General features: G+C 62.2%; 10 protein-coding genes. 2 read left to right on the top strand and 8 right to left on the bottom strand.

All coding sequences use genetic code 11. The annotated features are described in order from the left end of the window. Nucleotides 1-231: 231 nt before the first annotated feature. Nucleotides 232-693 (bottom strand): hypothetical protein, encoded by a 462-nt coding sequence (locus RR842_RS06280; RefSeq protein WP_332729266.1) that lies wholly within the window; start codon nucleotides 691-693, stop codon nucleotides 232-234. Nucleotides 694-923: 230 nt separating this feature from the next. Here RR842_RS06280 and RR842_RS06275 point away from each other — a divergent pair, with 230 nt between their 5' ends. Further along, complete coding sequence (locus RR842_RS06275; protein WP_332513761.1) at nucleotides 924-2,438, top strand: glycosyltransferase; 1,515 nt, start codon at nucleotides 924-926, stop codon at nucleotides 2,436-2,438. Between the two features lie 85 nt (nucleotides 2,439-2,523). After that, the gene (locus RR842_RS06270; RefSeq protein ID WP_332553965.1) at nucleotides 2,524-4,062 is read left to right on the top strand and encodes a DEAD/DEAH box helicase; all 1,539 of its coding nucleotides are present in this window, start codon (nucleotides 2,524-2,526) and stop codon (nucleotides 4,060-4,062) included. A gap of 136 nt (nucleotides 4,063-4,198) precedes the next feature. On the opposite strand, the gene RR842_RS06265 is transcribed toward RR842_RS06270, so the two are convergent. The 7 genes from RR842_RS06265 to RR842_RS06235 form a co-directional block, all read right to left on the bottom strand. Then, nucleotides 4,199-4,885: a response regulator transcription factor gene (locus tag RR842_RS06265; protein ID WP_332513758.1), complete on the bottom strand. Its 687-nt coding sequence runs from the start codon at nucleotides 4,883-4,885 to the stop codon at nucleotides 4,199-4,201. Nucleotides 4,886-4,895: 10 nt separating this feature from the next. Further along, entirely contained in the window at nucleotides 4,896-6,608 is a 1,713-nt protein-coding gene (locus RR842_RS06260; protein ID WP_332729268.1) for an ATP-binding protein, read from the bottom strand. A gap of 45 nt (nucleotides 6,609-6,653) precedes the next feature. Next, on the bottom strand, nucleotides 6,654-7,394 hold the full coding sequence (locus RR842_RS06255) for a molecular chaperone TorD family protein (protein ID WP_332522131.1): 741 nt from the start codon (nucleotides 7,392-7,394) through the stop codon (nucleotides 6,654-6,656). Nucleotides 7,395-7,493: 99 nt separating this feature from the next. After that, nucleotides 7,494-8,072, bottom strand: a complete 579-nt coding sequence (locus RR842_RS06250; protein WP_332553968.1) for a 4Fe-4S dicluster domain-containing protein — start codon at nucleotides 8,070-8,072, stop codon at nucleotides 7,494-7,496. 3 nt (nucleotides 8,073-8,075) lie between these two features. Next, on the bottom strand, nucleotides 8,076-10,745 hold the full coding sequence (locus RR842_RS06245; protein WP_332729265.1) for a molybdopterin-dependent oxidoreductase: 2,670 nt from the start codon (nucleotides 10,743-10,745) through the stop codon (nucleotides 8,076-8,078). A 181-nt stretch (nucleotides 10,746-10,926) separates the two neighbouring features. Next, the gene (locus RR842_RS06240) at nucleotides 10,927-11,298 is read right to left on the bottom strand and encodes a DUF1667 domain-containing protein (protein WP_332518186.1); all 372 of its coding nucleotides are present in this window, start codon (nucleotides 11,296-11,298) and stop codon (nucleotides 10,927-10,929) included. Continuing rightward, nucleotides 11,299-13,011, bottom strand: a 1,713-nt coding sequence (locus tag RR842_RS06235) for an FAD-dependent oxidoreductase (RefSeq protein ID WP_332729264.1), incomplete at its 5' end; no start/stop codon positions are given.

Below are 13,011 nucleotides of genomic sequence, written 5' to 3'. Positions count from 1 at the left end.
AGGGCTATTTCCTCTGCGGAAAACAGCCTGCATATTATCGCAAAGCGCCCGCAGCATTGCAAGAGTAAATTTTAGAAAGGTTTCAAGAGTTTTTTCGCTCCCCGCCTCCCTGCCTACAGACCTGCCGTCAGCCGCGTCCACACAACGCCGATCGCGGTGTCCTAGCACAACCGCCATTGCCGCAAACCGCCAAGAGGGCCCGTCGGCACGTGCTGCCACCCTGCCGCCGTGCTACGACTTCGTCTTGAACGAGTTGCCGCATTTCGGGCAGGTCACCTTGACGGAACCCTTCCCCTTCGGCACCCGCAAGCGTTGGCCGCAATGCTCGCAGCGGCAGAATAGGTAGTCCTTGCCATAAGTGCGCCGTTGGCGTATGCGTTCGAGCAGCTTCGAAAAGGGGTCTGTCACCCGCGTGCGCATTTGCAGATACGCACGGTTCTCTCGGTTGCGCGCTGCGATGTTCTTCGACAGCATGCGAAAATAGCAGTAGGCCAAGCAAGCCAGCATTAGCGCGGAAAGCATCCACCGCGCCATGCCATCGCCGACGAACAGGCTGACAACCAGCACGGCGAACGAGACCCAGATGAAGAAGCGCGCGAACTCGTCGGGACCGTTGCGGCCTACCATCACGCGCTGTATGCGCTCGCTGAGCCTACCCGCCACGACACCACGACCTTCCTCGATACGGCGCATCTCGGCACCTGATGCTTGGCCAGCCTCATCTTCGCACCGCAGCACCGTCTGCCCCAGTCTATACGATACGGCTGTGCGATCCGTTTCGTTCGCCGTCCGTCACAATTCCGTTACGGAACGAGGGTAGGCCGCGCATACCCTGCGCATACGGTTCCACAGGTTCCGTGGAACCTGCGCTTTCAAAGCCTGAAACGGCCCCACAGCGGCTCTCTTAGAGTATGATGAAGGATATGAACATCGATGAGACGGCCATGCCGCACCCCCATACCAGCCACCCCCTGCCACAGCAGGTCGGCCAGCAGACCCCATCGGCAGCGCCGTCTGCCCCGGATCAGGCAAAGAACTCCGCCATTGAGGCGCCGAACCCCGGTACCGACGCTCAGAGCTCCCGTTCGGTCGCCGAGACGCCGACCGCCGGCACGCACGACGAGCCAGCCCTTCCGGCACCGGAGCCCGTACCGCCCACCGTGCTGGTCATGCACGCCTCGGTCGGATCGGGCCATCGCAGCGCGGCCATGGCCATAGCCCAGGCATTCGAGCTGCTGCGCGATGAGGCGGCTCTATCGACCTCGGAGGATGCGGCGACCGGAGAAGGCATGTCGCAGGAACCGCTCTCGATCCCGCCTGACCTCCAGGTGGAAGTCATCGACATCCTGGATTGGGGGCGCATCGTCTTCGACGGCGACCATGCCGCATCGCTGTTCACGGGAGCAACCCGCCCGCTCTACGACCTCACCTGGCGCTACACGCTCACGGGACGGTTGCTGTGGGCCGGGGGCACCATCTGGTCGCACACGATGTACCCGGCTTTCACCGACCATGTGAAGAAGGTGCGCCCTCTCGCCATCGTGTGCACCCACATCACTGCCGCGAACGTGGCCGTAGGCGCTCGCATGCTCTCCGGACTAGAGTACCCCGTTGTATGCGTGCCGACCGACTACGAAACCGAAGGCCTTTGGCCGCACCGGGGCGGCGACCTGTTCTGCGTGGCCACTGAGGCCATGGCCGAGACGCTGCGGCCGCGCAAAATACCCGACGAGCGCATCCTCATCACCGGCATCCCCACACGCGAGGACTTCCGCCGCTCCTACGACAAAGCCGAAACACGCGAGCGGCTGGGCTTGCCCCAAGACAAGCAAGTAGTGTTGGCGCTGGCAGGCGCCTACTTGCCCCGACCCTACGTGCATTTCCGCGAAGCATTGGACAAGATGCTCCCCTACCTGCACCGCTTCGACAGCATGCATGTGGCTATCGTGGCCGGCAACGACGCCAACTACGCCCGTCACCTGCGCCAAGAATGCAGCGAGTTGGGACTCACCAACGTGACGGTGCTGGAGTACGTGGAGGGCATGGCTGCGCTTATGGCTGCAAGCGACCTGGTCATCTGCAAGTCAGGCGGTCTCGTGGTCACCGAATGCCTTTGTGCGCAAGTGCCCATGATCCTCTTGGGCCGCGCCTACGGACAGGAAAAGGTCAACGTGAACATGCTCACCGCAACCGGTGCCGCCATGCACGTGACCACCGCACGCGAGCTGCTGGACACGCTCAGCCACATCGCGCGCAACCCTGAAAGCATCCGCGCCATGCTGGTGAACGGCAGCTTCCTGCGCAAGCCTGATGCCGCACGCGACATCGTCCGAGCCACGCTCGGCTTGGCGGCGCACCCGAAAAGCCCGCACGACCCGCTGCGCAAGAAGCACTTCGCGCGGCTCTACTGGGGAGGAAAACCCGCGCACATCCGCTGATCGGACAATGGCCCGAACCTACCCGAACCTACCTGACAAAACGAACCTGCCCGTATTATTCCCCGAAAGGAACGAACAGATAAGCATGACGCAATTCAACGAACTGGGGCTCTCCCCCGCCTCCCTGGACGCCGTGGCGAACCTGGGCTACACCGATCCAACCCCCGTACAAGAGCAGGCCATCCCCTTGGTGCTAGAGGGGCGCGACCTGATTGCCGCCGCCAAGACCGGCACCGGCAAGACGGCCGCGTTCTCGCTGCCGTCCCTCGACAAGCTGGGACATGCGCAAGGTGGCCAGGGGCCGCTCATGTTGGTGGTCACCCCCACACGCGAGCTGGCGCAGCAGATCGGCGAGGTGTGCGGCGCCATCGCCGCCTCCACCCACCACCGCATCCTTACTATCGTCGGAGGTATGTCCTACGAGCCGCAGATCCGCCAGCTGAAACACGGCGTCGACGTGCTCATCGCTACACCGGGTCGCCTAGTGGACCTCATGGAGCAGGGGGCAGTGCGCCTGGGCGACGTGGGCATGCTGGTGCTAGATGAGGCTGACCGCATGCTGGACATGGGATTTTGGCCCTCCATGAAAAAGATTATCGGTGCCACACCCGCCACGCGGCAGACGCTTCTGTTCTCGGCCACCATCGACCGCTCCATCATGTCGAGCGTCGGCAAGCTGCTGCACGACCCGGCGCTGGTGGAGATCGCCCATAAGGGCGAGACAGCAGACACCGTGGAGCAGTTCATCGTGCGCGCACCGCAGACGCTGAAACCAGCGCTGCTCAAAGCGGTACTGAACGAAAAGGGCGCCGAGCGCGTCATCGTATTCACCCGCACGCGCAGTCGCGCCGACTCCACCTGCCGCCGCCTGAAGCGCATGGGCTACACCGCCGAGGCCATCCACTCCGACCGCAGCCAAAACCAGCGCCGTCGCGCACTCGACAACTTCACCAACGGCACCACCGACGTGCTGGTTGCCACCGACGTGCTGGCGCGCGGCATCGATGTGGAAAGCGTCGACCATGTGATCAACTACGACCTGCCCACCCAGCCCGAGGACTACGTGCACCGCATCGGCCGCACGGGTCGCGCTGGCGAGGAGGGCTGGGCCATCTCGTTCGTGAGCCCCGAGACAGAAGAGGCCCTGCGAGACATCCAGAAGCTCATCAAGCGAGACATTCCCGAAATGGAGATAGCCACCTTCGATGCCGGCGAGGCCGAAGCTGAGGCTGCCGCGCGCGCAACACGCAGCAACGCACGCCTCGATCCCGAGATCGCCCAAGCGGCACGCGAGATGGCCAAGCGCGAGAAGCGCAAGGAGAAAGCACGCGAGACGACAGCCGAGGACAAGACAGCACCGTCGCAAAGCAACAGGCCAAAAAGCAAGAAGAAGCCTGCTGGCACCACCGGTGCCCAACCGAACCGCCAGCGTCCCACAGGCCAAGGCACTCAACAAGGTACTCCAGGAAACGGCGGGCAGAATCGCCCCCCAAGGAAAAGCGGACCATCTCAGCAGGCGCAGAGGCAATCTTCCGCTAAACCCTCGAGCGGAGGCAGCGATCTACGCCCCGGTCGTGCACATCGAGCCGCCGTATCCAAGCAGCGCAACAACCGCCGCGGCTAAACTTGCAGGAAGGCTCCCGATGCCGCGCTCGACGAAGCGCATCGGCATCGGGAGCTGCTTTTATGCCGCTCCCAGCACGAACCTCTCAGGAGCCCTCCCGCACCTCTCAGCCCGCACGACGCGCGCTGCACCTGCGTCAATCTCCGAACCGGTATCCCACATGCCACACGGTGTGCACGTAGCGGGGGTTCGACGGGTCGGCCTCTATCTTTTCGCGCAGACGATGGACCAGTACGGTGATACCCGCCATCTCCCCCTCGTAATGCGCGCCCCAGATATCTTCTATAAGCTGGTCTTTCGTGAACACGATGCCCGGATTGCTGGCCAGCAGGTGCAGCAGATGGAACTCTTTGGGCGTCAGGTTCGCCACCACCCCCGCCACCTCTACCCGACGGCGCTTCACGTCTATCTCCATACCGTCGAACTGGAGCCGGTCGGAAATATACCCTTCCGTCATAACCTTGCCGCTGCGGCGCAGCAAGGCCTCTATGCGCAGCAGCAGCTCCTCGGAGACGAACGGCTTCACCAGGTAATCGTCGGCGCCCGCTTTGAATCCGACGCTCTTGTCGACGATGTCGCCTTTGGCCGTCAGCACGATGATAGGCACCGTCACCTTCTCGTCTCTGAGGCGCTTGCAGACATCGAAGCCGTTCAAGCCCGGCATCATCACGTCTAGGATAAGCACGTCGGGACGCTCTGCCTTGTACTGCTCGATGGCCTCGAGGCCATCGACTGCCACGCAGAAATCGTAACCTGCATCTTTGATGATATGGCTCACCAGCACCCTGATGCCCTCATCGTCATCAGCCAGCATGATCTTCATGGAAGTCCCCTCACCCCTCGTCGTATTCATCGTCCAGCTCAAGCAGGCCAACGGGCAGCTTCACGGTGAACGTGCTGCCACAGCCCACGGCCGAAGAAACCGCGATCGTCCCTTCGTAGAGTTCCACCAACTCCCTCACCAGCGCCAAGCCCAAGCCGCTGCCGCTTGCACCCGCCTTCTGCGCACTGCCGCGCACGAACCGTTCAAATATGGAGGCCTGGTCGGCTTCAGCGATGCCGCAGCCGTCGTCGGACACGCTCATGATCAGCAGATGCTCGTCGCACGAATACGCCGCCGAAACCCTCACCTCTCCGCCCGCATGGGCGTACTTTATCGCATTCGACACGAGGTTCTCCACGATGCGGCGCAGCTTTTCCTGGTCTCCTAGGATCACGGGGACCGAGCGGTTCACCTCAACCGTTACGGAAACGCCTTTCTTCTCGGCGAGGAAGTGCATGCCCCTTCTGACCGCATGGAGCACATCAGCCACATCGACGGGCTCCAGCATAAGCTCGGGCGTCCCCGTCTCCATGCGTGCCAGGTCGAGCATGTTGTTCACCATAGAAAGGAGCACTTGGCTGTTTGCCTTCATCTCCTCCATGATCTTCTCCTCGTCGTCGTTGCGCGGAGTGTTGGTGTTCGACCACAGGTCGGCGAAGGCCAGAATCGAGGTGAGCGGCGTGCGTAGTTCGTGGCTCATCATGGCGAGGAAGTCCGATTTCAGGCGATTGTCCTTCTGCAACATTTCATTCATGGCCTCGAGCTCGCAGCGCTGCCGCTCCAAAACCTCGTTTGACTTGATGATCTGCGCCGACCGAGACTCCACTTCAGACTCAAGCCCAACGTACACGTTTTTCAGCTGCTCGGCCATCGACTCGAAGCGCCGCCCCAAACCGGTGATCTCGTCGGGAACCGTCGCGGCATCAACCCGCACGTCGAACTCGCCCTCCTCGAGGCTCGCAGCAGCCCCTTCCAGCTGCCAAACGGGACGCGTTACCAACTTGGAGATGCCCCAGAAGATCACTCCCAGGCCGCAGAGGATCAGCAGCAAGAACAGCAGCGTCTCCTGGATGAGGTTCGTGCGGATGTTGTCCATGTAGGTTTTGGCAGGCATGATGATGCTTGCCGCACCCGCTATGTCGCCTTCTTTCAGGCCCTCTTTGGGATACCCCATCGCATCGAGCTCGCCTGCCGGGTCGCCATGGCACTCCAGGCAGGACTCGGTTATATAGAGCGGCTCGACATAGCGAAAGGCAGGAGAGCCGTCCGCTTGGGTGGTCAGCTCGTAGTAGGCAGAAAGCTCGGGGTCGGCATGAAGTGCCTCGAGCGCCCTCACCTCGAACCCGTCAGGCGTGTCGTCGTCCTTGCGGGTGTGCAGGTTCGTGTAGTGCACCACCACGCCGTCGCTCTTACTGGTGAACAGCTTGGCCACCACCTTGGCCGCCACCACGCAGTATAGGCTGTACGTGCCGTCTTCTTTCTTGGTGAACTGAGACTGGTTGATCTCCATGAAGTCCCAGATGGCGTCCATCTCGGTGGCCAGCACCTGCGTCGTTTCCAGCATCTCGCGCTCAGCCTGCTCGTTTTGGACGTGCAGGCGCCATGCCGTGTTGAAGCACAGAAGAAGCACCGCCACCAAGACGAACAGCACGGCGAACTTCACCTTCAGGCTCACGAAACGCACAGCGGAGCCGCCCGGCTCCGGCTTTCCCTGCTTGCGCATGAACACCGCCCCCCCCCTTCGCAACCGAGCCTCTCCCCGAATCCATTATACGTGTTCGGCTACCACTTCCAGTTGGGCTAGGAAACCCTCATCGGCTTGCACGAACGCCGCAAGAACAACCGCAGCATCGGCATAGAGCGACCCGCTGTTCCACGCAACAAGGTCGCGGGAGAACGCGCCCACCCAAGCGCCCAGATGGTCGGTCGCAAACGAGAGGCTTGCGCAGACAGCCTCCGCAAACGCTTCGTCGCCCTGTGCAGAGCCCCCGCGCTCCGTTTGGTCGCTCAAGCGCTCGCCCGCATGCGCGCTACCCGCCCGAAGGGCGTAGGCGTGCAGTGCGCGCTCTGCCAACCGAGCAAGGAAGTCCAGTTCGAGCGCCAGATGATCGTCGGCGACGCGCGGATACTGTTCGGGCAGCAGCCCCTGGGAGCGGTATAGGTCCCTGATCTCAAGGGTCGACGCCTGGAACAGGAGACGCTTATTGCCAGCATACACCGACTCCCACGGCGGCGCTGGCAGCTCATGGGGACCTATGAAGGCATGCGCGTAGTCGCGCTCCATCGAAGCAAGGCGATCCGCCGGGTCTTCAAGGCTTTCCAGCAGGCGCTCCGCTTCGGCCTGAGCCACGCCCGGCAGCAAGGAGATAGATAGCGCCTCAGCAGCAACGCCACTATCGACCGCTCCGAGCAACTGCTCGGTCGGCTCGCTTCCGAACAAGGCCTGGAACAGCCCATACAGGTAGTGTCGCGCCGCGAGCTTGGCATGCACGTCCTCGCTGTAATCCATATCGCATCAGCTCCTTCAAGGTAATGCAGGCAAGCCCCCGCACACTGAATGCACGGGGGACTCACCTGGGAGGGGGAACGCCTGCCTAGGCCAGAAGGCCTAGACGGCGAAGGGCTTGTACTCGGTAGCCAAGGCAGCTGCGCGGGGCGCAACGAGCAGCGAGGGAACCGTCTCGTCCGGCGACGGTAAAATAGGCAGCGCGCTCACCAAATCACCGCCATGCTTTGCGGCAAGCTCGTCCAAGTCGCCGAAATCGAGCGCCCGCATGGGACACGCGTCGACACACACCGGGTTTGCGCCCTGGTCGCGAAACGCCTTGCACGAATCGCACTTTCCCGAGATATGCTGGTCTTCCAGCAGGATGGGCACCTCGTAAGGGCAGCTCTCCACGCAGGTGCCGCAACCAATGCAGACTGCCTTGTCGCGTTGCACCGTGCCATCGTCGGCCTTCTGCAAGGCACCTGACGGGCAGTTCGCGGCGCAGGCAGGCTTCTCGCAATGGTTGCACGCTGCCGAGTAATGGTAGACACGCGCCTCCGGGTACTTGCCCGTTTCGAACGAGCTCACGCGGCGGTACAGATGCCCGACGGCAAGGTCGTTGCGGTCGACGCACGCCACCTGGCACGCACGGCACCCAATACAGTTCTCTTGATTGAAGTAAAAACCGAGACTCGCCATGATTTACGCCTCCTTTCCAAGGTCGATCACACGATCGGGCCACTGCGCATCCGGATCGAGCGCAATCTTGTCGTACTTCTCGAAGTTGACGATGTTGGTGTTGTATCCAGAAACGCCACACCCCGAGCTTGCAGTGGGGGTAAGCATATTTGCCGATCCCGCCTTGTCAATACCCGTAGCCTCGTCAATGGCAACCCACGCTCCCCAAGGAAGTGCTACCACACCCGGCATCATGCGTTCAGAGATACTTACCTGGCGAATAATCTGCCCCGCTTCGTTCCAAACACGCACCACATCGCCGTCCTTCACGCCCTTTTCGGTGGCATCTTTCGCCGACACGAAGAAAGGCTGGGTGAATGCCTCGCGCAGCCACGGATGGTTGTCGAACTGGGTATGGGAGCGACGCAGATAGTGCGGGTTGTATATCTGGTAGGGATACTCGCCCTTGGTTCCTGATGCAAAGTCGGAGAACGTAGCCTCATAGCCGTTGACCGGCGCTTTGTAGGTTGGATACGGCTTCCAGTCATAATCCTTGGTGAATCCGGCCCCGTTGAGCGCGTCGGCTTTTGTCTGGCAGTAGATCTCGATCTTTCCACTGGGTGTCTCTCGAGCGTTGGCAACCGGATCGGCCAGGTAGTTCTGATACCCATAGTAGGTATAGACATCTCCCGCTTTTCGCTCTACGCGGAAGAGGCCCTTCTCGATCAGCTCGGGAAGGGGCATGAAACCTTCCTGCGCCTCGCCCTGCACGCCCCATTCTTCGATATCCGCTTTCGTGATGCTGACGAGATTCACAAATTCGCCCTTGTCGTTTTTAAATGTCGTGCCCGCAAGCTTGTTAAAATGCTGCTGCTTTTCATCAACGGGGAATATCGCCTTGACATCAAGTCCCATCTTCTCAGCAAGGCCCTCCATGATCTGCTGCTCGGTCTTCGACTCGAACAAGGGCTCGCACACCTGCATGGCAACCACAATAGCCTCGCGGTTCACCAGGGTGGGAAGCGACCCGCCCTTGACGGTGCCAGGCACCTCCCACTCGGTGGTAACGGGCAGCACCACGTCGGAATACTCGGCCTGCGAGGTGAAGTTGCGCGCCGTGCAGAAGACGAAATCGACCTTGCGAAGCGCCTCGATTGCCGCATTGAGGTTCAGCTCCGTCAAAACAGGGGCTACGTTGATGTGGCACACCACGTGGATATCGATAGCGCGAATATCCTGGGCGGTAAGCTTGTTCTTGCGGATCTCTCCCGTATAGTTGTATTTCCCGGTCAATACCGCATCCCACATCTCAAAACCGTTGATGCACTCCTCGAAGACGTTCTTCACGCTCTCAAGCCCGCTTTTGCCCGGCTTGAAGATGGGGTCGGCCGGGCTGCCGATGCAGTTATGGTAGGCGGTGCCGGTCGCATGACCCGGCTTGCCAGCATGGCCACCCATGAACCCTACGCCCGTGTACAGCGCCAAGAAGTTATCGGAATCGTTGGTGCGCAAGGGTGCAAAACTGCGCAGGATGGTTACCGCATGGTCCTTGCCCATAAGCTCGGCATACCAGCGGATGTCCTCGGCAGGGGTACCGCAAATCTTCGATGCCCACTCAGCCGTTTTCGGCTCACCATCGTAGGTGCCATAAGCGTAGTCCTTGAAGTTCTCGTCGACTTTCGCGTCAGGCGCCACGCTGGTACCGTCGATGCCGACCGTGTACTTGTAGATGAAATCCCAGTCGATAACAGATCCCGGGTTCGCCTCGTCAAGCTTGAACATTTCGTACGCCACGGCAATGAGGAAGGCAGTATCGGTACCAGGGCGCACGCGAATCCATTTCGCATCGAACCAGGTTGCCGTATCGTTGTACTCCGGCCCCACGAAAACGAACTTGGTGCCGGCCTTCTTTGCCTCATTGAACTGGTACGTGTACGAGCCCGGAGAAGCCCAAGCAGGATTGCCTCCATAAAACACGATAGTCTCGGCATTCGGGAAGTCCATCCGGTCATTTTCCTCGCCAAGACCCACGTTAAACAGTCCCATAGTCGTAGCATTGAAGTACGCCGTTCCGTAGGAACGCGTCGCGCTGGAGCGCGTAAACCCACCTGCAAAATTAAGCATGCGTGCGAGCAACGATCCATCGCCTCGACCCGCGAGCAGAATCGACTTGTTCCCGTATTTATCGATTGCGTTTTGAAGCTCTTTCGCAACGATGTCGAGAGCCTCGTCCCAGCTAATGCGCACCCATTCGTCCTTGCCGCGCAGTTCTTTTTTGCCGCCCGTGAACGCCTCCCAATTCTTGCGCTTCATGGGATATTTGAGACGGTCGGCCCCGAAGGTGTCCTGCCGCTTCGAACGCCCGCGCGGACAGGCTCGCAGCTGGCGCGTACCTTCGGAATCCTCCCCCACGTCATCGGTCTTCGTGCGTATGACCACGCCGTCGACCACATATGCTTTGTTCAGGCACATGCCGCCGCAGTTGTTGCTGCACGAGGCCGTAACCCAGGTGCCGCCCTTTTCGGCCTCAAGCTCTGCGTCGACCGTGAACAAAGGACCTTTCGCCTTATCAGTTTCCTTGAGCTTGCCTTGTGGGCTGCACCCGGCCAAGGCAAGGCCTGCGGCCGCTGCTGCGCTGGCTCCCAAAAACGCCCGCCTGCTCAGGTGGCCGTTGTTCCCCAAAGCGCCATCCATATCACACGTCCTTTCTCCCGATGCTTCCCTCTTCCGAGCATCTAACATCAGTGTGACGGAGCTTTGCCGCATATTCAATTTAGCTAGGATGACACAACTATTATAGTTTTGAAATACTACGAGGCTCCGGCCACTTCGCAGGCCCCTGTCGCATCGGATGGATGCGGTAGCGCAGAAAGCCTCATGGTACGCTTTTTGTGGCAACCACAGCCACGCCGGTTCCGCACACGTCGGCGATAAGGACCTCACCCGCCGCAACCGGCATCGCAAGCCGCATGCCACGGCAGGCCTCAAGCACCGCGGACACGCACGCTTTCGGCACCGGAGCCGTCGTCTTGACGCTTACGGGCTCGAGGCACCCCGCTACCGGCAGCACGGCCGTAACCATGCGTTCCGGGGCTGTCGCTTCGCGGGCAGCGTATTGGGCGCCCCGCTTGCAGGTATTGCCGACCACGTCGGCAACGCTGCCGGCAGCGTCGAAGGACACCTCAAGCGGGCAGCCAAGCGGGCAGCAGATGCAGGTGAACGTGGATACTTCAACAGCTTGCTGCATCTAGGCACCTTCTCCGTCTACGGTCCTGTGCGAAGCGGCCGCCTGTCCCGCACAAGCCAGAGGATCGCACTCGTTACGCGACTCGGCACGGCCCAGAACACGCACGCGCAACGACGAGAACCCGGCAACATCCACACCGGAAAGGACGATCTGCACCATCTCGGCAGGAACCGCCACCAGGGTCTTTGCCTTTTTCACCAGGACCGCCCGACCGTCCTCACCAATTCCCTCGACGAAGAAGCGCGGCTCACGCAGAGCGCAGGACACGCGCAAGGACAAGGTGATGCGCTCGTCGGCACCGGTGGCCGGGTTGATCGCCTGGGGGACCACGTAGCGAACGCCTTCGCCCGAGCGCACGGGCGTCGCATCGCTGCGAGCCGGGCCGAAGCCGCCTGCGGCGCCCGCGACGGCGCCCTCGGGGCAAGCAGCCGCATTGTCGGAACAAGCCATGCCGACACCGCGCAGCGCGAGCGCAGCCACGTCTCCGGATTCGTCCCCGCCCCGCTTCGCAGCCGCGCGCGCCCAATCGGCCGCAGCCGCGCCGGCCGCTTCCCCTTCGGTTGACGCATGGTCCACCAAATCGTGCACATGCAGGGCATTGCCGCAAGCGAACAGGCCGGGCACCTCGGTGGCAAGCCGATTGTCCACACGCGGCCCACCCGTTGAGGCATCGAGTGCCACGCCCGCCGTCTTCGCCACTTCGTTCTCGGGAATCAAGCCCACCGACAGCAGCAGCGTGTCGCACGCAACGCGCTGCTCGGTCCCTGACACCGGCGCCAGCGTGCGCGGATCGACCAGGGACACGTACACGGCCTCCAGGCGGCCCGACCCCTCCAACCGCGTGACCGTGCGGCCCAGGTGTAGCGGAATGCCGAAATCGTCCAGACACTGCACGATATTGCGGCGCAGCCCCGACGGGTAGGACATGAGCTCGAAGACGCCTACCACCTCGGCACCTTGCGATGCCAGACGCCGCGCCATGATCAGGCCGATGTCCCCCGACCCCAGGATAACGGCGCGCCGCCCCGGTAGGCAGCCCTGCAAGTTCATGAAGTTCTGGGCACTGCCGGCCGAGAATACGCCCGACGGGCGGCTTCCCGCCATACAGAGCGCGCCTTGGCCGCGTTCGCGCGAGCCCGTGGCCAGCACCACGGCGCGGGCGCGCAGAGCGTAGGCACCCGCACTGCCGACCGCCTGCACGCACAGCGTGCCGTCAGCACCGGGGGCTTCCACCGACAGCACCGACGCGTCGGCCATAACGGCGATGCCCGGCCGCACGTCGCCCGGTACTGGCAGCCCCATCGTTTCGAGCGCGGCGATCTCGCGGGCCGCGTACTCGGGACCGGTAAGCTCCTCGCCAAATCGATGCAGGCCGAAGCCGTTATGAACGCACTGTTTCAAAATGCCGCCCAGCTTCGCTTCGCGGTCTATCACCAGCACGCCTTGTGCGCCGCGTCGCGCCGCAGCAAGAGCCGCCGCCATGCCGGCTGCGCCTCCGCCCACCACGACCACGTCGTACGCCGTGCGCCCCGCCTCCTCGCAAGCGGGAGCAGGCGCAGTCCGCACGCCATCGGCCGAGACGGCGACGTGCGCTTCGTCGGCACAAGCACCTCTTTCGCGCCCGGCAGCGGGTGTAGGCTTCACCTCGGCAGCATCGGCTCCCGCTCCCCGAAGCGCCTCAACGCGCGCAAGCTCCACGTAATCGGGCCGCGC

Origin of the sequence: Gordonibacter sp. (genome assembly GCF_036667095.1) — a bacterium.
In the GTDB taxonomy this organism is placed as follows: domain Bacteria; phylum Actinomycetota; class Coriobacteriia; order Coriobacteriales; family Eggerthellaceae; genus Gordonibacter.
The sequence above is the reverse complement of the archived record's forward strand: the minus strand, read 5'-3'. Positions and strand labels throughout refer to the sequence as shown.

What these genes read in the sequence shown, in the direction of transcription:
- RR842_RS06275 (WP_332513761.1), top strand. Translation starts at nt 924, where the DNA reads ATGAACATCGATGAGACGGCCATGCCGCACCCCCATACCAGCCACCCC.
- RR842_RS06270 (WP_332553965.1), top strand. Translation starts at nt 2,524, where the DNA reads ATGACGCAATTCAACGAACTGGGGCTCTCCCCCGCCTCCCTGGACGCC.
- RR842_RS06250 (WP_332553968.1), bottom strand. Translation starts at nt 8,072, where the DNA reads ATGGCGAGTCTCGGTTTTTACTTCAATCAAGAGAACTGTATTGGGTGC.
- RR842_RS06240 (WP_332518186.1), bottom strand. Translation starts at nt 11,298, where the DNA reads ATGCAGCAAGCTGTTGAAGTATCCACGTTCACCTGCATCTGCTGCCCG.
- RR842_RS06265 (WP_332513758.1), bottom strand. Translation starts at nt 4,885, where the DNA reads ATGAAGATCATGCTGGCTGATGACGATGAGGGCATCAGGGTGCTGGTG.
- RR842_RS06280 (WP_332729266.1), bottom strand. Translation starts at nt 693, where the DNA reads ATGCGCCGTATCGAGGAAGGTCGTGGTGTCGTGGCGGGTAGGCTCAGC.
- RR842_RS06255 (WP_332522131.1), bottom strand. Translation starts at nt 7,394, where the DNA reads ATGGATTACAGCGAGGACGTGCATGCCAAGCTCGCGGCGCGACACTAC.
- RR842_RS06245 (WP_332729265.1), bottom strand. Translation starts at nt 10,745, where the DNA reads ATGGATGGCGCTTTGGGGAACAACGGCCACCTGAGCAGGCGGGCGTTT.
- RR842_RS06260 (WP_332729268.1), bottom strand. Translation starts at nt 6,608, where the DNA reads ATGCGCAAGCAGGGAAAGCCGGAGCCGGGCGGCTCCGCTGTGCGTTTC.